The 21075-nt window shown below is 68.9% G+C and carries 17 protein-coding genes and 4 pseudogenes; 4 read left to right on the top strand and 17 right to left on the bottom strand.

Annotated elements, in window-relative coordinates; all coding sequences use genetic code 11:
- Positions 1–117 precede the first annotated feature (117 nt).
- The 11 genes from ASD48_RS34130 to ASD48_RS34080 form a co-directional block, all read right to left on the bottom strand.
- A complete protein-coding gene (locus ASD48_RS34130; RefSeq protein WP_057605740.1) occupies positions 118–2313 on the bottom strand; it encodes a xanthine dehydrogenase family protein molybdopterin-binding subunit in 2196 nt (731 codons plus the stop codon).
- Positions 2310–3290, bottom strand: a complete 981-nt coding sequence (locus ASD48_RS34125; RefSeq protein WP_057605739.1) for a xanthine dehydrogenase family protein subunit M — start codon at positions 3288–3290, stop codon at positions 2310–2312. Before ASD48_RS34125 ends, ASD48_RS34130 begins: the two co-directional genes overlap by 4 nt.
- Before the next feature lie 7 nt (positions 3291–3297).
- Positions 3298–3948, bottom strand: a complete 651-nt coding sequence (locus ASD48_RS34120; protein ID WP_057605738.1) for a (2Fe-2S)-binding protein — start codon at positions 3946–3948, stop codon at positions 3298–3300.
- Between the two features lie 396 nt (positions 3949–4344).
- On the bottom strand, positions 4345–4758 hold the full coding sequence (locus ASD48_RS34115; protein ID WP_057605737.1) for a cupin domain-containing protein: 414 nt from the start codon (positions 4756–4758) through the stop codon (positions 4345–4347).
- A 36-nt stretch (positions 4759–4794) separates the two neighbouring features.
- Positions 4795–5562 carry a glucose 1-dehydrogenase gene (locus ASD48_RS34110; protein WP_057605736.1) on the bottom strand — a complete coding sequence of 256 codons (768 nt, stop codon included), beginning with the start codon at positions 5560–5562 and terminating at the stop codon, positions 4795–4797.
- 98 nt (positions 5563–5660) lie between these two features.
- Positions 5661–6428, bottom strand: coding sequence for an SDR family oxidoreductase (locus ASD48_RS34105; protein WP_057605735.1), 768 nt, complete (start codon positions 6426–6428; stop codon positions 5661–5663).
- A 69-nt stretch (positions 6429–6497) separates the two neighbouring features.
- The gene (locus ASD48_RS34100) at positions 6498–7754 is read right to left on the bottom strand and encodes an MFS transporter (protein ID WP_057605734.1); all 1257 of its coding nucleotides are present in this window, start codon (positions 7752–7754) and stop codon (positions 6498–6500) included.
- Positions 7755–7936: 182 nt separating this feature from the next.
- A complete protein-coding gene (locus tag ASD48_RS34095; protein ID WP_057605733.1) occupies positions 7937–8284 on the bottom strand; it encodes a cyclophilin-like fold protein in 348 nt (115 codons plus the stop codon).
- 191 nt (positions 8285–8475) lie between these two features.
- Positions 8476–9141, bottom strand: coding sequence for an SDR family NAD(P)-dependent oxidoreductase (locus tag ASD48_RS34090; RefSeq protein WP_057605732.1), 666 nt, complete (start codon positions 9139–9141; stop codon positions 8476–8478).
- Between the two features lie 159 nt (positions 9142–9300).
- The gene (locus ASD48_RS34085; RefSeq protein WP_057605731.1) at positions 9301–10254 is read right to left on the bottom strand and encodes an alpha/beta hydrolase; all 954 of its coding nucleotides are present in this window, start codon (positions 10252–10254) and stop codon (positions 9301–9303) included.
- A gap of 57 nt (positions 10255–10311) precedes the next feature.
- Entirely contained in the window at positions 10312–11328 is a 1017-nt protein-coding gene (locus tag ASD48_RS34080; RefSeq protein WP_057605730.1) for a zinc-dependent alcohol dehydrogenase family protein, read from the bottom strand.
- Between the two features lie 172 nt (positions 11329–11500).
- Here ASD48_RS34080 and ASD48_RS34075 point away from each other — a divergent pair, with 172 nt between their 5' ends.
- The 3 genes and pseudogenes from ASD48_RS34075 to ASD48_RS42790 form a co-directional block, all read left to right on the top strand.
- Positions 11501–12382 carry a helix-turn-helix transcriptional regulator gene (locus tag ASD48_RS34075; RefSeq protein WP_078907469.1) on the top strand — a complete coding sequence of 294 codons (882 nt, stop codon included), beginning with the start codon at positions 11501–11503 and terminating at the stop codon, positions 12380–12382.
- Positions 12383–12728: 346 nt separating this feature from the next.
- Positions 12729–13037 (top strand): hypothetical protein, encoded by a 309-nt coding sequence (locus tag ASD48_RS34070; RefSeq protein WP_242432815.1) that lies wholly within the window; start codon positions 12729–12731, stop codon positions 13035–13037.
- A gap of 432 nt (positions 13038–13469) precedes the next feature.
- A pseudogene (locus tag ASD48_RS42790) lies at positions 13470–13586 on the top strand (transposase); the annotation flags it as partial.
- A gap of 733 nt (positions 13587–14319) precedes the next feature.
- Here ASD48_RS42790 and ASD48_RS34055 read toward each other — a convergent pair.
- Positions 14320–14904: MerR family transcriptional regulator (locus tag ASD48_RS34055; RefSeq protein WP_206780423.1), on the bottom strand; the 585-nt coding region annotated here is incomplete at its 3' end.
- Positions 14905–15185: 281 nt separating this feature from the next.
- Here ASD48_RS34055 and ASD48_RS42785 point away from each other — a divergent pair.
- Positions 15186–16068: pseudogene (locus ASD48_RS42785) on the top strand (IS5 family transposase).
- 22 nt (positions 16069–16090) lie between these two features.
- On the opposite strand, the gene ASD48_RS34040 reads toward ASD48_RS42785, so the two are convergent.
- The 5 genes and pseudogenes from ASD48_RS34040 to ASD48_RS34020 all read right to left on the bottom strand — a co-directional run bounded on the left by ASD48_RS34040 (position 16091) and on the right by ASD48_RS34020 (position 20897).
- Complete coding sequence (locus ASD48_RS34040) at positions 16091–16573, bottom strand: SRPBCC family protein (RefSeq protein ID WP_063887534.1); 483 nt, start codon at positions 16571–16573, stop codon at positions 16091–16093.
- Positions 16574–16607: 34 nt separating this feature from the next.
- Positions 16608–17847: pseudogene (locus ASD48_RS43875) on the bottom strand (ISL3 family transposase); the annotation flags it as partial.
- 62 nt (positions 17848–17909) lie between these two features.
- Positions 17910–18760, bottom strand: a pseudogene (locus tag ASD48_RS34030) (IS701 family transposase); the annotation flags it as partial.
- A gap of 268 nt (positions 18761–19028) precedes the next feature.
- Entirely contained in the window at positions 19029–19952 is a 924-nt protein-coding gene (locus tag ASD48_RS34025; protein ID WP_057605725.1) for an RNA polymerase sigma-70 factor, read from the bottom strand.
- Between the two features lie 177 nt (positions 19953–20129).
- Positions 20130–20897 (bottom strand): SDR family NAD(P)-dependent oxidoreductase, encoded by a 768-nt coding sequence (locus tag ASD48_RS34020; protein ID WP_057605724.1) that lies wholly within the window; start codon positions 20895–20897, stop codon positions 20130–20132.
- Positions 20898–21075: the final 178 nt, after the last annotated feature.

Here is a 21075-nt window from a genome sequence, read left to right as displayed (position 1 = left end):
CCACGACGCGGGGAAACGTCACGCGGCGGCGGCCCTGGGAGGTCCGGCAGCCTCCGGGCAGGACGGGGCGGCCTGCCGGACGAGCGGTGTGCACCCCGCCGGACCGAAGTCCGCGGATCAGAGCAACGCCTCCGCGGTGATGGGCAGTTCGCGGATGCGGCGGCCGGTGGCGTTGAAGACCGCGTTGGCGATGGCGGGCGCCACCCCGATCATGACGAGCTCGCCGAGTCCCTTGACGCCGAGCGGGTCGGCCTCGCGGTCCTCGCCGTCCAGGTAGATCGCCTTGAGGTCGGGGATGTCGGCGTTGACGGGCACCAGGTAGTCGGCGAGGTTGGCGTTGACGATGCGTCCGTCGCGGTGGTCGGTGAGCGTGTGCTCCAGCAGGGCTGTGCCGATGCCGCCGACCATGCCGCCGAGGGCCTGGCTGTCGGCGAGCTTGGGGCTGATGATGCGGCCCGCGTCGTACACGCCGAGTACCCGCCGTACCCGCACCAGGCCGAGCGTCGCGTCGACGGCCACTTCGGCGAAGGTGGCGTTGTAGCCGTAGAAGGAGTGCCGCTCCGGGCCCGAGGGCGGCGCGAAGGAGCCGTCCGCTTCCAGGTGGGTGCGGTCGTTGCGGGCCAACAGCCGCTGGTACGTCTCACCGAGGGCCGGATTGTTCTTCACGTGCAGCCGCCCGCCCCGTACGACGATGTCGGCGGTCGGTACGCCGTACAGCGGTGATTCGCGGTCCTCGACGGCCAGTTGGATCGCCTGGCGGCGGACCTTGTTGCAGGCGTCGAGGGTGGCGGAGCCGACGCTGGCCATGGTCATCGAGCCGCCGTGCGGTGGGGTCGGCGGGTAGAGGGAGTCCCCAAGCCGGAAGGTGACCGTGCGCACGGTCAGCCCGAGGGCGTCGGCGGCGACCTGGGTCTGGGAGGTGTACGTGCCCGGTCCCATGTCAGTCGCGGCGGCCTCCACCACGGCGGTGCCGTCGGCGTCCAAGCGGGCTCGCGCCTGGGCGGGCATGCGCGCGGTGTCGTAGACGCCGGCGGCCATGCCCCTGCCGATCAGCCAGTCCCCCTCACGCGTCGAGCGGGGCCTGGGGTTGCGGCGGTGCCAGCCGAACTCCCGGGCACCGACGGTGTAGCACTCCCGCAGCCGGCGGGTGGAGAACGGCAACCCACTCGACTCGTCCTCGTTCGGCTCGTTGCGCCGACGCAACTCGATCGGATCGACGCCGAGCTTGTGGGCGACCTCGTCCATGGCCGACTCGATGACGAAGGAGGCCGTCTGGAAGCCGGGGCCGCGCATGTACAGCGGTGTGGGCAGGTCCAGCGGCACCGTCCGGTACCTCTGGGTCACGTTGGGCATGCTGTAGAGCATCTGCCCGGCTGCCAGGATGGACTCGGTGAACTTCTCGTACGACGACGTCTCGGCGTCCAGCTCGTGCGCCGCGGCGGACAGCCGGCCACGCCGGTCGCTGCCCAGGCGCAGGCGGTACTCGTACGAGGGCCGGAAACCGGTCCCGAGGTACATCTGCTGGCGACTGAGGACCAGCTTGACCGGGCGCTTCGTCACACGGGCGGCCAGCGCGGCGACGACCACGTGCGGCCAGCAGCGCAGCGCCGTGCCGAAACCGCCTCCGACGAACGGCGAGATGACCCGCACCGCGTCCGTCTCCAGGCCGAACACCGCCGCGAGTTCGGTCTGCGTGCCCACCACCCACTGGGTCTTGTCCCACACGGTGAGCCTGTCGCCGTTCCAGCGGGCGATGGTGGCGTGCGGCTCCATGGGGTTGTGGTGGTTGCGGGCCGTGCGGTATGTCAGGTCCAGCCGTACGGCCGCCGAGCGCAGGGCCGCTTCGGCGTCGCCGCGCGCGTAGTTGGTCGGCTCGTCCGGTTCGGCCTCGGTCAGGTCGGTCGAGGGTTGTTCGGCGTCGTAGCCGACCTTGACGAGGCTCGCGCCGTGCTGGGCGGCCTCCAGCGTGGTGGCGACCACGACGGCGACCGGCTGGCCGTGGAAGAGCACCCGGTCGTCCTGGAAGACCCGCAGCCTGCGCCCGGGCGGGTTGTTGGAGCCGGAGTTGTCGCGGTACGGCAGCTTCGGCGCATTGCGGTGATGGATCACCTTCAGTACGCCCGGAAGGGCTTCGGCGGCGCCGCTGTTGATCGACATGATGCGGCCGAGGCCGATGGCCGCGTCGACGATGACGGCGTGAACGGACCCGTCGACATCGTGCTCGGCGGCGTACAACGCCTTGCCCGTGACCTTGAGCCGGCCGTCCACCCGGGACAGCGGCGCACCCACGGCTGCCTGCGGCTGGGGGCTCACTTGGTACCTCCTACGACGCGCAGCTGGCGTTCGACAGTGCGCTTGAGCAGCTCGACCTTGAACCGGTTGTGTTGCAGGGGACGGGCGCCGTCCGCCGCCTTGGCGGCAGCGGCCGACCAGAGGGCCCCCGACGGGCGTTCACCGAGGAGGTGCTGCTCGACGGCGGGCAGTTTCCAGGGCACCGTGCCCACTCCCCCGGCGGCGACCTTGGCCTCGCGGATCACCCCACCGCGTATGTGCAGCGCGACGGCCGCCGACGTCAGGGCGAACTCGTAGGACTGCCGGTCCCGCACCTTGAGGTAGCCGGACCTGAGCGGGCGCGGAAGTGCGGGGATCTCGACCGCCGTGATCAACTCACCTTTACGCAGGGCCTGTTCGCGTTGAGGAGTGCTGCCGGGCCGCAGAAGGAAGTCGGCGAAGGGGACTTGGCGTGCTCCGTCCGGGCCCAGCAGGTGCACCCGGGCCTCCAGGGCGGCGAAGGCCACGGCCGCGTCGGACGGGTGCGTGGCCACGCAGGCGTCGGAGGTCCCGAGGATCGCATGGGTGCGGTTGAAGCCGTGCAGCGCGGCGCAGCCCGAGCCGGGCTCACGCTTGTTGCAGGCGGCGGTCACGTCCCGGAAGTACGTGCAGCGGGTGCGCTGCATGATGTTGCCGCCGATGGTCGCCATGTTCCGCAGCTGTGCCGACGCGCTCAGCTCCAGCGCCTGGGAGACGACGGGGTACAGGGTGCGCACCTTGGAGTGGGCGGCGGCCTCGGACATGGTCACCAGAGCGCCGATACGCAGGCCCCCGCGCTCGGTGACGGTGACCTCGCGCAGCGGCAGGCCGGTGATGTCGACCAGGGTCTCGGGGCGTTCGACGGTCTCACGCATGAGGTCGACAAGGGTGGTGCCCCCGGCGATGTAACGGCCGCCGCGTCGGCCGGCGTTGAGCGCCTCATGGGTGTCGGACGCCTTGGTGAAGTCAAAGGGATACATCAGGCCCTCACTTCCGGCCGGCGGTCTGCCCGACCGCGCGCACGATTTTGACGTAGCAGCCGCAGCGGCAGATGTTGCCGCTCATCCACTCGCGGATCTCCTCCGGCGAACCGGTATGACCTTCCTGGATGCAGCCGACGCCGGACATGATCTGTCCGGGGGTGCAGTAGCCGCACTGGAAGGCGTCCTGGTCGATGAACGCCTGCTGCAACGGGTGGAGTTGATCACCCTCGGCCAGGCCCTCGATCGTCGTGACCTCAGCGCCTTCCAGACGCACCGCGAGCGTCAGGCAGGCGTTGTGCCGCTGCCCGTCGACCAGGACGGTGCACGCCCCGCAGGCACCGGCGTTGCAGCCCTTCTTCGAGCCTGTGAGGCCGAGGTGCTCACGGAGCAGGTCCAGCAGAGAGGTGCGGTTGTCGACCGTCACGGTCCGGCGGGTGCCGTTGACCGTCAGGGAGACGCGACTGGAGGCCGGCGCCTCGGCAGCGCTCACCTCCTGCGCGTCGGCGAAGATCGTCCCTCCGATCACACTGCCCGCGACCACGGCACCGCCGACCGCGGTGCTGGTTGCGATGAACGTGCGCCGACTGGGTGCCGAGGAGGACTCGTCGGCTCCGGTGGGGGGAGGAACGTCGAATTCAGGGAGTTCAGCAGACATACGTACGCCTTCGCATCACGGACGGATCCGTCGTGCACGACAGAGGGACAGCAGGCGGGATCGTCGCCACCACGGGCATCGGTGACCGCTCACCTCGACAGGGGGCTGGTCTCGCGGGAAGTCTTGCACCACCGGCAACACTCGTGGCAGGGAGACTTTCCTCCCCCTTTACGCTCCGTCAGGAGCGAGTGGCCCACGTCATCGGGGGCAGTTGCGCACGGGGCGAGGCGGGACAGAACCGCGTCGCCCCCCGCTTATGGGTGCGTCCGCGTCGCTCACCACGTCGTCGCGTGTGGCGGACTGATCGTTCGCTCCGAGCAGGTCGCCGACACGGCCCCTCCCCCGGGACACCGTGACATCCCGTGTCGGCCCGGGGGGTGTGATCGAGGGGCGGGGTTACTGGTTGCGGGTGCGGGGGCCGTTGTACTGCTGGTCGGTGACCGGATCGGCCCAGGCGGTCTCTGGAGTGCCGTCGCCCGCGCCCTCCCACAGGGCGATGTGCTCCATGAACCGGTCGGGGGTGGCGCCGTGCCAGTGCTCCTCGTTCGGCGGACACGCGACGGTCTCGCCGGGGTGGGCCTCGAAGACGGTGCCGTCCCGGGTGCCGATCAGGGCGATGCCGGAAACGACGTGCAGGGTCTGGCCCAGGGCGTGGGAGTGCCAGTTGGTGCGGGCGCCCGGCGAGAAGCGCACCAGGTTGGCACGCATCCTGGACGGGGCCTGGCCGGCCACGATGACGTCCCACCACACGTCGCCGGTGAACCAGTCCGCCGGGGCCTTGCTGCTGGGCTGCTGCTTGATGAATTCCATGACGGAGCTCCAGTTTTGTCGATGCGTCGGTTGTCTCTAGCGGGCGACGTAGCCGCCGTCCACGGGGAGGGCGACGCCTACGACGAAGCCCGCTCCGGGACTGCACAGCCACAGGACGGCCTGGGCGATCTCCTCGGCCGTACCGAGGCGATTGATGGGCTGGTCGGCCTCGGCCTCGGCGCGGTCGAGTTCTCCCTTGGCGATCATGTCGCTGACCATGGGGGTGTCGATGGTGCCCGGGCAGATGGCGTTGACGCGGATGCCGCGCGGGGCGTATTCGAGTGCCGCGCTGCTCGTCAGACCGATCACGCCGTGCTTGGAGGCGTGGTACGAGGCTCGGCCGGGGAGGCCGACCAAGCCGCCGAGGGAGGAGCAGTTGACGATGGCGCCGCTGCCCTGGGCGCGCATGTGCCGAAGTTCGTGCTTCATGCAGGCCCAGATGCCACGGAGGTTGATTCCGTTGACGCGGTCGAAGCGTTCGGCGGGTTCGTCGGCCGCGTCGCTCGGCGGGATCTGGATGCCGGCGTTGTTGTAGGCCATGTCGAGGCGCCCGAAGGTCTCGACGGTGCGGTCGACCGCGGCGGCGACCTGGTCCTCGTCGCTGACGTCGCAGGTGAGGGCGAGGACTTGGTGCCCGGCGTCGGCGAGTTCCTTCGCGGCCGCGTTCAGGGCCGCTTCGTCGACGTCGGTGAGGGCGACGGCGGCCCCGGACTCGGCGAACGCCCGGGCGGTCGCCAGGCCCATGCCGGCGCCTGCCCCGGTGACGAGGGCGACCTGGCCGGTGAAGTCGTAGGTGGGATTCACGTCGTGGTCTCCGTTCAGTGCAGAGGTACGGGTGGCGCGAGTGGCGGCGGGCTGCCCGGATGCGCTGCGGCGGCACGACGCCTGGCCATGAACCCCCGTCAGACGGTCTGGCCGCCGTCGACGACCAGGGCGTGGCCGGTGGTGAAGGAGGCGGCGTCCGAGCAGAGCCAGAGCACGGCGGCCGCGATCTCGTCCGGTGTGCCGAGGCGCCCGATGGGCTCATCCGCGATCAGGGCGTCCCGTCCTCCGGGTGTGCTTTCGGCGAAGCGCTGGATCATCTCGGTGTCGATGATGCCGGGGCAGACGGCGTTGACCCGGACGTTGGACGACGCGTAGTCGAGGGCGGTCGAACGGGTCAGGCCGATGACGCCGTGCTTGGCCGCGGCGTAGGCCGCCTGTCCCTTGAAACCCTTGACGCCGGCGCCCGACGAGGCGTTGACGATCGCGCCACCTCCCTGCTGGAGCAGCAGGGGGATCTGGTGCTTCATGCACAGGAACATCCCGGTCAGGCTGACGCCGATGACGCGGTCCCACTCGTCCTTCTCGATGTCCGCGGCCGGTTTGACCGGCTGCTCGACGCCGGCGTTGTTGAAGGCGACGTCCAGGCGTCCGAATGCCTGAATGGTGTCGTCCAGCGCGGACCGCACGTCGTCTTCGCCGGTGACGTCACAGGTGAGGGCCAGAGCCTGCCCGCCCGCCTCCTCGATGAGCCGTGCGGTCTCCCGCAGGCCGTCCTCGGACCGGTCGGCGAGGGCGACCCGGGCGCTCGCGCGGGCGAAGGCGACGGCGGTGGTTCGGCCGATGCCGGAGCCGGCTCCGGTCACGAAGGCCACCTTGCCGGTGAAGTCCGCGGTGTTCGCAGTCATGTGCAGATTCCTCTCGCATGCTGGTACGTCGTCGGGTTCTGATCAGCAGGACGCGGATCCGGGCTTGAGTCAGTGCTGCGACGACACCTGCGCGGGTTCGTCGTGTCGCGTCTGGGTGGGAGCGCTGCTCCGGGCCACGATGCGGCCCTTGCGGGAAGTGCCGTGGACGGCGAGGGCGCTCAGGGGCAGCAGTGTGAGGGCGGCGATGACGGTGCCGACCAGGGGCGGCCCGGTCAGGCCGAGGGAGGAGTCCAGGGCCGTACCGGCAATCGCCGAGCCCGCGGCGATACCGGTGTTGAAGGCGGTGGTGGTCAGCGCCGAGGTGAGGGTGGGGGCGTCGCCGGCGAAGCGCATGGCAAGCGCGGTGACGACCGGGTTGACCGTGAAGCCGGTCAGGCCCATGAGGAAGACGAGCAGGGTGGCCGTCACCGGGTTGCCGGACAGCGGGATCATCAGGAGCAGGACCAGGGCGGTGGCCGCGGCGGCCGTGATGGTGGTGACCGTCGGACGTCGGTCGCCCAGGCGGCCTCCCGTGGTGGTGCCGCCCAGCGCGCCGACACCGAAGGCGATCAGGACGAGCGGTACGGCGCCTTCGGGGATACCCGCGCGGTCGGTCAGCAGCGGCGTGACATAGGTGTACGTCGCCAGCACACCGCCCATGATCAGCATCGCGGCGCCCAGCGCCAGCCACAGCCGGCCCTGCCGCAGAGCCCGGACCTCGGCCCCGAGGGACACCTCGGCGCGCTCCTCCTGGGCCGGGATGAAGCGCCCGATGAACACGGCGGCGAGCCCGGACAGGACGGCCAGGGCCCAGAAGGGGCCGCGCCAGCCGGTGAACTGGCCGGCGAAGGAGCCGACCGGCACGCCGACGACGTTGGCCAAGGTCAGGCCGCCGATCATGACGCCCGTGGCCCGGGTGGCGTTGCGCGGCCCCGCAGCGGTGGTGGCGACGACGAAACCGACAGACCAGAACGCACCGGTGGCCAGGGCCGTGACGACGCGGGCCAGGAGAACGATCGTGAAGGACGAGCTGAGGGCGGCGACCAGATGTCCGAGGCAGAACACGGACAGGGCCAGGACCAGCGTCTGGCGCTGGGGCAGGCGCAGGGTCGCCATGGCCATGGTGGGCGCGCCGATGATCATGCCGACGGCGAAGGCGGTGATCAGCAGGCCGGCGTGGGAGACGCTGACTCCGAGGTCACCGGCCAGTTCCGGCAGCAGGCCGGCGACGACGAACTCGGTGGTCCCCATCAGGAACGTGCCGGCGGCGAGCACCCAGACGACGAAGGGAAGCTTGCCGGGGGTGGTCCCGGATGCGGAAGGCATACGTGTGGTCTCTCCTTGCGTGGAATTCGGCGGATCGGGGGGTGGCTGAAGTCGTCACGGCGGATGGACGGACGGCGCAGCCAGGTCTTCGACGGTTCCATGGAACGGAACGGGTGAAAAGGGGAGGATCTTCTCCCCCTTTCTTTCGGCTGCTCTCCGTGACGGGCGAGAGGTGGCGTGGGTCAGGGCGCGGCTTCGATGGTGATCTCGTCGGCGGTGGCGAGCTGCTCGGCGCCGCCGTCGGCCATGTGCCCGAGGGGGACCAGGCCGACCGCGTAGGGGGCGTCGCGGTAGTAGGTGGCGAGCTGGTTCCAGGGGGCGTAGTACGCCAGGTCACCGACCTCTTGGTCGGCGCCTTCCGGGGCGCCGGAGGTGGACAGCTTTCGCGGCAGGTCGGCGATCTTCTCGGCCTGGTTGAAGTCGCGCAGGGACAGGGTGAGGGGCAGCTGGGCGGCGAAGTCCCGGGCGGTGGGGCTGTCGTTCAGGGTGGCGGCGACGTGGTGGCCGTTGAGCGTGAGCCGGATGTTCATGGCGGTTGTCCTGCCGGGTGAGGTGGTGGCGGCCGCAGTTGTCGAAACCTGCGGCGACGCGGGCTCGGAAGGAGAGGAGGAGGAAGAGGAGGAATCGTTGGTGCAGGCGGTCGCGACCAGCAGCAGGGCGGCGGCCGGGACCACACGCGCGAGAGCGCGACGGGGTGCCGGGTTCACGGGTCGTCCTGTGGCTAGTCGGGCAGGGGCTCGGAGTAGTGGCGGAAGCCGTCCCGCTGCTGGTGGATGTCGTACAGCCGCTGTGCCAGGGCGTCGGGGCTGCTGTGCTCGGCGTCGGGCCGGATGGCGCCCGGGATGATCAGCTGGGCGGCGTGGATGTTCTCCGGGGCGAGCGTGTCGTGCAGCATGCGGGCGTAGGCGCTTTCGGCGGCGAAGGCGATCGAGGTGCCGGCGACCTTCGGGTTGGGGCGTACGGCGCTGGAGCCGTTGACGAACAGCAGGGTGCCACGGCCGAGTTCGCGCATGCCGGGCAGGACGGCGTTCACGGCGGCGACGGGGCCCTTTACGGAGAAGGCGAGCGGCGCGTCCAGGTCGTCGGCGCCGGTGTCGAGGACCGGCTTCATGAAGTCGGCGCGCGGCACCGGGCTGTACTGGAGGATCTCGATGGGGCCAAGGTCCTTGGCGACCGCGTACAGGGCCGCGTCCAGTGACTCGATGTCGAGGACGTCGGCGGGGAAACCGCGCGCCTGAATACCCTCACGGGCCAGCTCAGCGGTCATCTCCTCCAAACGCTCGGCGTTGCGGGCGATGAGGGCGACGGTGTGGCCGGCGCTTCCGAAGCGGCGGGCGGTGGCCAGCCCGAGTCCCGGGCCGGCGCCGATGAGAGCGAAGGTCGTCATGGGGTTCGTCGTTCCTTGTGTGAGGCGGTGGCTCCCGCCCGCATTCGCGCTACCGTGATGCGGGCCCGACGGTGTGGATGCTGGGCGGGAGGGGGCCGAGGCAGGGACGATGTGCGCCCGGCGCCGTCCGGTGCGGCCGTACGCGAGGGCGGCGTGCGATCAGGCCAGGTTCTTGCTGAAGAACTCCTCCAGCTGGTCGAACGGGAGCAGGTCCGTCCTGTCGTACAGATCGACGTGGCCGGCGTTAGGGACGGCGTAGAACTCCTTGGGCTCGGCCGCGAGTTCGTAGGCGTCCTCGCTGAAGTACCGCGAGTGGGCGTTCTCGCCGACGACGAACAGGATGGGTCGCGGCGAGATCCACTCGATCTTCGACAGCAGCGGAAAGTTCATCAACGACATGCCGCTCGTCAGCGTGAACTGGGTGATGGAGTTCGGGTGGTAGCCCCGGGGAGTGGAGTAGAACTCGCCGAACTCACGGCCGACCGGGTTGGTGTTCTCGTCGAATCCGATGGGCGCGCCGCGCGGGGTCAGGGCGGGGGCGTTGGCCTCGAAGTCCGCGTACCGCTGCTCGGCGATCGCGTCGAGCATGGCGCCTCGCTCCTCCGCGGTGAGAGAGCCCTGCCAGCCCTCCGAGGCGATCCGGGCGATGTCGTACATGACGACCGTGGCGACCGCCTTGATGCGCCGGTCGACCTGGGCCGCGCTGAGCGCGAAGCCGCCGCTGCCGCACATGCCGACGACGCCGATACGGTCCCGGTTCACGAAGTCACGGGTGCCCAGGTAGTCGACGGCCGCATGGAAGTCCTCGGTGAAGACGTCGGCGGAGGAGACGTGTCGCGGGTCGCCGCCGCTGTAGCCGTTGTAGGAGGGGTCGAAGGCGAGGGCCACGAATCCGCGCCGGGCCAGGTTCTGGGCGTAGATGCCCGGGCCCTGCTCCTTCACGCCGCCGTACGGCGCGCCGACGATGATCGCGGGGTGTTCCTGCGAGGCGTCGAAGTCCTTCGGCTGGTAGAGGTCCGCGGAGATGGTGATCCCGTACCTGTTCTCGTACGACACCGGCTGGCGGGTGACGTTCTCGTCCAAGTCGAAGATGTAGTTGTCTGCTCCAGGCATTCTTGTCTCACTTCTGTGGCGCTTGACAGGGGCAGCCGGTCACGGGGGGGGTGGGGGTCAGGGCTTGAGGAGCGCCTTGATGGCGCGGCGCTCGTCCATGGCCTTGTAGCCCTCGGCGACCTGGTCCAGGGGCAGGGTGAGGTCGAAGACCTTGCCCGGGTTGATCCGGCCGGACAGGACGCGGTCGATCAGGTCGGGCAGGTAACGGCGGACCGGGGCGGGGCCGCCGCGCAGGCCGACGTGGGAGAAGAACAGCTCCTCGCCGTCAACCGACACGTCGTGCGGGACACCGACGAAACCGACGTTGCCGCCGGGCCGGGTGGAGTGCAGGGCCTGCCGCATGGACTCGGCGGTGCCCACGCACTCCAGCACGGAGTCCGCGCCGATGCCGCCGGTGAGGTCCTTGACGCGGGCGATGCCTTCGTCGCCGCGTTCGCTGACGATGTCGGTGGCGCCGAACTCCAGGGCGAGCCTCTGGCGGGACTCGTGCCGGCTCATGGCGATGATCCGCTCGGCGCCGAGTTCCTTGGCGGCGATGACGCCGCACAGGCCGACCGCTCCGTCACCGACGACCACGGCCGTCGAGCCGGGCTTCACCTCGGCGGCGAGGGCGGCGTACCAGCCGGTGCCCAGCACGTCGGACACGGCGAGCAGGCTCGGCACGAACTCGGCGTCCGGGTGCTCGTCGGTGGCGACGAGGGTGCCGTGAGCGTTGGGGATGCGCACGTAGTCGGCCTGGCAGGTGCTCATGAACTCGCGGTGCAGACAGGACGACTGCCAGCCGTTACGGCAGTTCACGCAGGTGTTGTCCGAGGTGGCGAAGGAGCCGACCACGAACTGGCCCGGCTTGACGTTGGCGACCTCGCTGCCGACCTCCTCGACGATGCCCACGTACTCGTGCCCCATCGGGTGCGGGTCGCCGATGGGTTCCGCGCCGCGGTAGGGCCACAGGTCCGAGCCGCACACACAGGTGGCGACCGTGCGAATGATCGCGTCTGTCGGGTTGAGGATCTTCGGGTCGTCGAGGTTCTCGAAGCGGACGTCGCCGGGGGCGTAGATGACTGCTCCGCGCATGGGGGGCTTCCTTCGGTGCGAGTATCGGTGAGCGCGCAGCCGGTGATCGCGATCGGCTGCTCGACATCGAGCCTCACACGCGAGGGCAAGCACGAAAAGCGGAGAAATTCATCCTGGGATGAGAACATCCTGGGAGTAAATTCTCCCCCCTTTCCCGGGTGGAATCGGTGTCATGCTGGGCAGCATGACCGCCAACGTCCCCCTCAATGAGCTGGGAGAATTCCTCAAGAAGCGCCGCTCCGAGCTGAGCCCCCGCACGGTCGGACTGCCCGAAACCGGCAAGCCCCGCCGGGTTGCCGGGCTGCGCCGCGAGGAGGTCGCCCAGCTCGCCAGCATCAGCACCGACTACTACACCAGACTCGAACAGGGCCGCATGCAGGCATCGGCGCCCGTGCTGGATGTCCTCGCCCGGGTGCTCCATCTGGATGACGACGAGCGCGGCTACCTCTTCCAGCTCGCGGGCAAGACCACCACCCGCGCGCGGCGCCGAGGCCGGCAGAAGGTCCAGCCGCAGCTCCAGCGTGTCCTGGACGACCTCACCGCCACCCCGGCCATCGTGCAGGGCCGGCGCGGCGACATCCTGGCCTGGAACGCGCTGGCCGCCGCTCTGGTCACCGACTTCTCCCGCGTCCCGGAAAAGCACCGCAACTACCCGCGGATCATCTTCACCACTCCCGCGATGCGCACCCTGTACGCCGACTGGAAGACCTCCGCGCAGATCGCCGTTGCCCAGCTGCGGATGGAAGCCGCGAAGTATCCCGAGGACCCCCGCCTGATCGAACTGGTCGGTGAACTATCCCTGCGCGACAAGGAGTTCGCCCGGTGGTGGGGCGAACACCACGTCGCCGCCCGCACCGTCGGCACGAAGACCCTCAACCATCCGGTCGTCGGCGAACTCGTCCTGGACTGGGACACCCTCACCGCCAACACCGACCCCGACCAGCACCTCACCGTCTGGACCGCCGCCCCGGGCTCCCCCACCCACGAACGACTGCGCATCCTCGCCTCCTGGGCCGCCGACCAGGACCTGCCCGCCTCCTCCCCCCTCAGCTGACCGCGACCGGCCGCCGCCGTAGGAGCAGCCGGCGGATCGTGCCGGTCGCGTGGCACAGAGGGAGGCCCGTGCCTGGCCTGGCCCCCGGGGACGCGACGCCGACCAATACCTGCCGGTCGCCTCCCCTCACCAGCTGACGGCGACGGGCCGCCCCCCGGAGGCGGCCGGTGGAGTCCTGTGGCAGGCGGAGCCACCCCCGACGAGGACAGGGTCGGCCGTCCCGACGCGGGACAGAGCAGTCGCAGGCGAGCAGGTCGGGCGAGCCACGCCCGGCCAGACCAGCTGACCGTCCACCTGACGCTCCGTCGGAAGCAGCGTCAAATGAGCGTCGAGACGGTTTCCCGTTATGCAGACCCGGTTGGGGGAGGCCGAGATGCACCTGGAGCACCTCACGATCACCCGCAAGACCGTCACCGGCCTCGCCGACCGACTAACGGCCGTCGCGCCGGACCTGCCAGAGCACTCGGACTACCCCCGCATCCTCGCCGCCTTCAACCACGCGTCCGGGCCGCTACGAGCCAAGGACGTCTGCGAAGCCCTCGGCCACGAACTGCTGTCCAAGAACGTCGAAGGCACCCGCGCCAAGCTGAAACGCCTGGTCAAACTCGGGATCCTCACCGAGGCCGACACCGACAACTTCGCCAGGAAGCAATAACCGACACAACCTCCACCAGCGTCCTTGCTCCCAACTCAGCAAGACACGGACATCACCCTACGACCCACCCACTGAGGGAGTACGACCACAGGGCGATACGGCAGGCGATGATGCTGCCAGCCTCGGCGGCGGGAACCAGGCGCCGGTAAGCGCCCCGAGCGGCAGGCCGGCCAACCGCTCGTTCTGCATCAGAGGGTGAGAAGCCAGAGGCTGAGTCCGACGAATGCGACCCCACTGACGCCGAAGGCAATAGCGAGTTTCGGGTTACGCAGCCGGGGTGTGTCGAGGCTTGCGAGGACGCCGAAGAAGCAGAAACCGGCGATAAGGAGTGCCCCGCATGCCATGAGGAAGTACTTCATCTCCATTGCCCCCGTGTTTGGTGTGTTCGTGGACGCTACGGCTTCCGCAGCCGCCAGACAGCGGTGGCCCAGCGACGTATTCAACGCACTCCTCTACATCAACCGCACCGGAATCCCCTGGAAATACCTCCCGCACGACTTCCCCAACCACGGCAGCGTCTACGCCTACTACGCCGCCTGGCGCGACGAGTCGGGAAGATGGTCGGATTCGGCGAGGGCCTGACCAATCACCTCCCCGGCCGCGACGCGTTGGGGCGGGGTCATCTCATCGACAGCCGAGAGGATCTGCCGGGCCAGGGTGGTTCCTTCGCCCGCCAGGGAATGCAGCACCTCGGCCTTGATGTTGGCGGGTCGCCACGGCCCCAACAGGAGTTCGACCCGGCGGCCGCGCTGCCCGTTCTCATGTCCGCAGGCGATCCCTGGACTCATTCAGGGATCCGGGGCGTGCCCACTGCGGTGACTATGCGTCACGGTCATTTCGCAGGGCCTGGATGAGCCAGGGGTACACCGGGATCAGGTTCGGTACTACCTGCCAGCCGTTGACGATCCACACCAGCCGCCAGTACCGGTCCACCCTGGGATCGTGCGCCTCTTCGAACTGCTGGGCCATCCAGTCCCGGAATTCTGTGTCAGGGGTGGTGCGCGCGAGCACCTCGGCGAAGCGGTGCACAAGGTCGTCGATGACGGGTGCGCCCCTGTCGCTGAGCGGATCGATACCCGACTCCATGGCCTCGGCCACCTTCTGACGGGTGAATTCCATCAGTTCCTCGCCGGCATCGCATTCGATGTCGAGCGGGCGCCCGGCGGCCTGACGTACGGCCGTCCGGCGCATCCGGGCACGGAAATCCTCGTCGCCGACCAGCTCGGCGAGCTCCACCCACGCGGCGACCTGCTCGCCGGTCGGATCATCGGGGAGGTCGGGNGGCCGTCCGGCGCATCCGGGCACGGAAATCCTCGTCGCCGACCAGCTCGGCGAGCTCCACCCACGCGGCGACCTGCTCGCCGGTCGGATCATCGGGGAGGTCGGGAGTGGCAGCGCGAACCATGGCCACCGCGGTCGGGTCGGCATCCACTGTGCCGAAGGTGCCATCCACGAAATCGTCGATCAAACGTCGGCGTTCCTCGCCGGACAACTGTGTGAGCCTGTGCATGAGTGTGGTCTCCTCAGGACTGGACCCGCGTCTGGCTACGACTCGCAGAACGCTCCGACGCAGTTGCAGCACCCGGATCTGGACGTCTATGGCGTCGGCGTGCGCCGCGGCGACTTCCGTCACCGAGAGCTCGCGGTCCAGTACCCGTTGAATAGTGGCCAGGTCCATGCCCAGCTCGCGCAGTGTGCGAAGGAGTTTCAGACGAAGCAGTGCGTCGAGGTCGTAGAGCCGATAGCCGGCGGGACTACGGGTGGTCGGCGCCACCACCCCCGAATCGGAGTAGAACCGGATAGTCCTCACAGACAAGCCGGTCCGTCGGGAAAGCTCCCCGATCGAGTAGAGGGTCGTAACGTCCATGCCCCCACTCTGCTGTCTCCAGTCACTGGAGACTCAAGGCCATTGTTCCCGAGCAGGGCCCCGACCACGAGACGTCCTCCGAGTTGCTGAAGCATGCGTCGCGTGCTCTTCGCTGACCGCCAGGATGAAACGGGCACGCCTTGCACGTGCTGGGCGAGCGATGGCAGCGACATGCGAGACCGCTCGCTGACGGCCTACGGCTACCAGCCCTTGGACTCATTCATCTAGGGGCGTGTCCGACGGATCGCGCAACCGTTCCGGGTTCGACTCGTTGGCATGTCATGGGGCGGGGGGATCTCACGAACGAGGAATGGGCCCGACTGAAGCCGCATTTGCCGAAGTCGGTTGAGCAGGGCGGCCGTTGGGCGAGCCACCGCAGGATCATCAAGGGAATCCCTGTACCGGCAGCGCACGGGGGGTGCCGTGGCGGGATCTTCCTGCGCGTTTCGGCTCGTGGAAGACCGTGTACGAGCGGCACAGACACTGGTCGGCGGACGGCACCTGGGACAGGATCTTCGCGGCCGTCCTGGCCGACGCCGACGCGGAGGGCCGCATCGACTGGTCGATGGTGAGCGTGGACTTCACCTCCTGCCGGGCGCACCAACATGCCGCCGGAGCCGTAAGAAGGCCCCGCGAGTCCCCGGGAAAAGACGCACGCCCTGGCAGCACCGCCCCGACGAGGGGTTCGGACGCTCCCGGGGCGGCCTGACCAGCAAAATCCACCTCGCCAGGGAAGGTGGGCGACGACCACTCGCCTTTCTGATCACGCCGGGTCAGTGGGGGGATGTTCCACAGTTCGTCCCCGTCATGGAACGGATCTGGGTGGGCCGACTCGATGGCGGCCGACCCCGCACACGCCCCGACCGCCTCGGCGGAGACAAGGCGTACTCCTCCCGCCACAACCGCCGCTACCTGCGCAGACGCCAGATCAAGCACACCATCCCCGAGCCGAAAGGCCAGCGGGCCAACCGCCAACGACGCGGCAGCAAGGGCGGCCTCCCCACCGGCTTCGACAAGACGATCCATGAGCGCGGGAACGAAGTCGAGCGAACGATCAACGCGCTGAAGAACTCCCGGGCCGTCGCGACGAGATACGACGAGGGCGCCTACGTCTTCCACGGCACCGTAACCGTCGCCGCAATCCGACTCTGGCTCCGCGTCTGAACGAGCGGGCCGCCGGTGCGGTTTATCCGGCGTGCTCGGCGGCACGCGCTGCGGACATCCCTCGGATGACTTCCAGAGTGTTCTGCACGACCTGCAGGGTGCTGACACGCATGCGCTCGGCGGCCTCGCTGTCGTGTTCTGCCCCGGCTGCCTGGCCATGGAACAGGACCTCGTTGGCGAAGGTCAGGGTCAGGCCGCCGGACTCATCCTCACCAATCTCGTTGTGAATCACCCACGTAGCGCGGTCGTCCCGGCGGTGGAAACTGACACGCTGACCTTCCTGGAAGGAGACATCCTCGCGGATCCGTTCACCGCGTACCACTACCTCGCGCACCAAGCCGTCCTGCCTGCGCTCCAGTACGGTGCACTCTGACATTCCGACAACGAACGGGACAGCATTCTCCGCTTTGCTGCGAAGACCAGCCCACACCTCGTCACGGTCAAGCACGTACTGACCAGCCTGAGACTGATCGTTGACGGGCTGAGTGACCTCGACGTGAATCACGACGGCTCCCATGACGTGGTAGATCGAACAGCGACTATCGCGTCAACTGCCGTGGAAGAAGATCCATTCCACCCGACCAACTGCAGAACGCGCCGGTTCCGGACTGTAAAACGTTCGGCCCTGTCTCGCATCCGGTGGTGACGGAGCGTGCTGTTGTCCGAGGAGGATTGCGGTGGCGAAGCAGGGTGAAGCCTGCTCGTCCGTGCATCTGGCGTGCGATCCGTTTGGTCTTGGTGTTGACGCCCTCGGTGGGGCCGTTGCTGTACGGAAGCGTGAGGGCGGCGATCACGGCGTCGATGTCCCGGTCCAGGCCCCGGGTGAAGGCGTGCAGGTGGGGCAGATCGGCTGTTCGGACTTGGGCGATCCAGCGCGTGAGCACGTCGGGATTGTCGGTGTGTGGAGTAAGAAGCGGGGCGAAGTCTCTGATGCCTGAGGCCAGTTGCGTGATCTCGGGGCAGGCGGCGGTGAGCTTGGCCAGGAGCTCGTGCTGCTCGGGCTTGAGGTTGTCGGGTCTGGTCAGCAGCATCCGGGCGAGTCGGCGTGGCGAGATATGGCTGCGGTCGGCGTCCGCGCGGCCTTGGTTGATGTACTTGTGCAGAAGGTTCGGGCAGCCCGTGAAGCCGAGGGTCTTGATCTCTTCGAAGAGGTGCTGGACGGGGACGCCGGGGTCTTCACTTCGGCGTTTGCGTAGGTGCTCGCGGTAGGGATCGACCAGGCCGGCACGGTACTTGGGGACGCGGAGCATGCGCTCGGGCCGGTCGGCTCGGGCGTAGCGTTTGACGGTGTTCAGGGCCAGTTGCAGTCGGCGGGCGCATCGAGCAGGCCCACGCCCTTCTCGAGCAGGCCAGGACCTGGTGCCGGCGTTCGAGGGTGGTCTGAGCGCGGGGCCCGTGGTAGATCGGTGCGTCCAGTACGGTGGCCCAGCAGGTGCTGTGTGCCTTCATCTCGCTCAGGGCGGCTTCGCACAGGTTCTTCCATAAATGCCAGCGATCACCGACTTGCACCGCGTCAGGCAGAGCGCGGCGGATGGCCTCGGCGTAGGTGGTTGAGCCGTCGCGGCACACGGCCTCGATGCCCGGATGTTCGTGCAGCCACGCTTCCAGGGTGTCGGCCGTGCGGTCGGGCAGTACGTCGATCCGCTCATGGGTCTCGGCGTCGATGATCACGGTGACATAGCGGTGCCGCCGGCGCAGGGCGAAATCGTCGACGCCGATCACGCGGGGCACCCGGCCGGTGGGCAACGGTATGCGCAGCAGGGTGCGCAGGGCCGTGTGACCACCGAATGTGAGACAGGGCCGCTCGTTTGACAGGCCCTCAGCACCGCGAACCGCAAGCTCATCGCGCCTTTGCTGCCCTGGCGCCAGGTCACCTCGGTGAACCGGCCGGCACCGGCCTCGACTGCGAGGGCGGAGACGGCCCGCGGTGGGATGCGGTAACGGGGCAGCGTCGGCGGCCCGAGCCCGCCATCAGCGGGGCCGATGCGGCTCGGCATCCTCCGGATGGGCGACTTCCTTTCCGGTCAGGGCCAGGACATAGGCCAGCCCTCGCTGCTCGAGACCGAGCCGGAATGGGGTGCTGACGCCGTAGCCGGCATCGGCGACCACCACCGGCGCCTTCAACCGCCAGGCGGCGAGTGTGTCGAGCAGGCCAAGCGCCAGACGCCACTTCTCCTGGTGGCCGGTGCCGTCGGGGACTCCGGCCCTGCGGCGGCGGTCCGGCTCATCCGCCCACTCGCGCGGCAGATACAACTGCCAGTCCAGCGGGCAGGACGCGGTGTCGGTGGCGGCATGGACGCTGACCGCGACCTGGCAATTCGCCCGCTTGCCGACCGCCCCGCAGTACTGCCGGGCCACCCCCACCGACGCGGTGCCGCACTTGGGGAACGACACGTCGTCGATCACCCACACCTCGGGCGTGATCGCCTCGGCCAGCCGCTCGGCGATCCGCCGCCGCACCGGCCGCGGATCCCACGGCGACTGGTTCACGTACTGCTGGCAGGGCCTGCATGTTCCCGTCCGGCAGCCGCTCAGCCATCGGCTGGACCGACTTCCGCCGACCGTCCAGCATCAGACCCCGCAGATAACACTCACCCCACCGCCGCTGATCCCGCCGCGGCACGGAAGCGAACACATCGGCAACGAACTCCGATAACTCACCCCGGAGCCGTTCCACCTCCCCCAATCTCATACCGGAGAGGATGCCCACCACCAGCAGAGATCACCCAACGTAACGAAGCACTACTAGGATGACCAGCGAGAACGCCCTGAGTGTCGGTGGCAACCGGTTCGAGCTTCTCGGGTAGGTGTCACCCAAAATGGCCTCTTGGTGGGTGCCGACCATCGCGGCCAACCCGTACGGGGGGGGCGAGGACAGCCCGGGCACCTCCGTTACGCCAGCCCGCCGGTGTCGGCCTGAGCCCCTGCAACCCAGCCCTGGAGCGCAGTCGGCTCTTCGGTCAATCTTTGGGCCGGTCTGCCTGGTTCGCCTCACGGAGAGCCACCCAGGCGTCCGCTACTGGACCGACGTGCCCGAGCTTATCGGGGTTGTTCACCGTGTGGATTGTCTGGATCTGGCCGTCGAGTAGGTCGAGCGCCCAGATGCTGAGGACCTGGCCGTCCCGGTCGCGGAAGATCGCGCCCGGCTGGCTGTTCACCTGCCGCGGCTCCACAACACCACCGCTCCTGATAACCAGCGGCACGAACGCCGCGAGCACCCGGACCACGTGCCCGGCACCAAGGACGACCGGCTTGAACCGCGGGGCCTTGCCGCCACTGTCGCCGATCATCGACACGTCGGCGGCCAGCAGCTCGGCCAGCCCGTCGACATCCCCTTCCCGAAAGGCGTCAAAGAACCGTTCGGCGAGTTCCTCGCGCTCCTTCCGGTCCGCCTCGAACCGGGCCCGGCCCGCGTCCATGTGACGGCGCGCCCGCACCGCGAGCTGGTGGCACGCCGCCTCCGATCGCCCCACGGCCGATGCGATCTCCGGGAAGCCGAAGGCGAACACCTCCCGCAACACGAAGACCGCGCGTTCGAGAGGGGTGAGCCTCTCCAGCAGGAGCAGGGCCGCCATCGACAGCGAGTCCGCCAGCTCCGCCGACCGCGCCGGATCCTCGTACGGGTCGGTCAGCAGCGGTTCGGGGAGCCACGGTCCGACATACTCCTCCCGCCGGACGCGGGCTGAGCGCAGCACGTCGATCGAGATCCGGGTGACCACGGTCGACAGGAACGCCTTGGCCGACCCGGGCTGGGTGGAGGTGGCCTGGTAGCGCAGCCAGGTCTCCTGGACCGCGTCCTCGGCCTCGCTCACACTGCCCAGAATCCGGTAGGCGATCGAGAACAGCAGCGGCCGCAGGTCCTGGAACTCTTCCGTCTTCGTCACGCCGGCTCCTCCTTGAATCTCTGCCGCCACGAGGGTGGCGTCGGCTCCCAGCTGGAGAAGCCGCGCCCCTCGGCCATCAATTACCACTGCCTGTCGTGTGGCCGACAGCAGGGCCGGGCACCTGCGGACCGGCTATGGCGCCCGGCCCGCCGAACGCCCCGTTGTCCAGGGCCACCATCACCAGGGCACCGGGCCCTCCTCACTGAAGAATCCGGCGGTCGGGCCATCCGCGCCGAGCATGGCCAGGCGCACCACGCCTGCGGCACCCTGCGCGACCGTAAGGAATCCGGTGTGGTTGTTGCTGTCCGTGTCGACGAAGCCGGGGGCGACTGCGTTGACAAGGATGCCGTCCTTCCGCAGCTCATTGGCGTACTGCACGGTCAGCGCGGTCAGTGCGCTCTTGGACGGCGAATATGCAGCCGACGGCAGCAGTGCCGCGAAGGGGCCGTCCGGATCGCTGGTGAGACTCAACGACGCGGCGTGGCTGCTGACGTTGACGATGCGTGGCGCCGACGACCGCCGCAGCAGTGGAATCATGGCGTTGGTCACCGCAATCACCCCGAAGACGTTGGTCTCGAACACCGCCCGGACCATGTCCAAGTCGACAGAACTGGGGACTTGGTCGTGGGCCTCTTCGGGCGAGACCTGCCCAGAGCCGGTGATGCCGGCGTTGTTGATCAGTACGTCGAGGTAGCCGAAGCGCTCCTCAACCTGCTTCGCGGCCTCCTGGACGGTGGCCTGGTCGGTGACGTCCAAGGCGACGGCGTGCGCGTCTCCGCCGGCCGCGCGCACCGCCACAGCGGCTTCCTCACCGCGCCGCAGGTCTCTGGCACCGATCAGGACCGTCATGCCCAGCGCAGCGAGTTGCTCGGCAACCCCACGACCGATCCCCTTGTTCGCCCCGGTAACCAGCGCGACCTTCTGATGTGTCGTCCGCTCGCTCATGCCCAGCTCCCTGTTGTCGAGGTGGGGTTCTTCTCAGAACCTGTCTTCGCAACCTGAGACGAGACAGCCCGGTCGTCTCTGACACGCGGGCAGAATCAACTGTTCTCGGTCGAGGCGATCTGGTCAGAGTCAGGCAGGACGGTCTACTCGCCTTCGAGGTTCACGAAGCAGCAACCGG

Origin of the sequence: Streptomyces sp. Root1310, from assembly GCF_001426425.1 — a bacterium.
Taxonomy (GTDB): Bacteria; Actinomycetota; Actinomycetes; order Streptomycetales; family Streptomycetaceae; genus Streptomyces.
This window is presented reverse-complemented; position numbering and strand designations above follow the sequence as displayed.